Source organism: Methylobacterium sp. J-030 (assembly GCF_022829545.1).
Lineage (GTDB): Bacteria > Pseudomonadota > Alphaproteobacteria > Rhizobiales > Beijerinckiaceae > Methylobacterium.
In genome coordinates this window covers 1-282 of the sequence record NZ_JAKSYM010000050.1, presented here as the reverse complement: position 1 = coordinate 282, position 282 = coordinate 1, and the positions used below count along the sequence as shown (strand labels likewise).

The 282-nt window shown below is 66.7% G+C and carries 1 pseudogene; it reads right to left on the bottom strand.

Features of this window, described 5'->3' with window-relative positions:
* Positions 1-118: 118 nt before the first annotated feature.
* Positions 119-282, bottom strand: a pseudogene (locus tag MKK75_RS02180) (hypothetical protein); the annotation flags it as partial.

Genomic DNA, 282 nt, shown 5'->3' with positions numbered 1-282 from the left:
CGCATTGATCGTGGTCGCCAGCGCTGGTCGGCAGGATGATGACGGCGGCGCGGTGGACCGCTTCAGGCTCGAATGGCCTGGATGAGCCAGGTTGCGCCGAACAGGCGGATCATCCGCTTCATGTTGTAGGCGAGGATCGCGCGTAAAGGCCGTTCTGCACGTCCGCGTTGCGGACCAGGGTCCGGAACAGCGGCAGGGTCGTGTCGATGCCGTCGATCACGAACTCGTCGAGCGCCCGGCGCAGGCGCATCAGGCACTCGTTGCGGGTGCGGCCGTGCACGA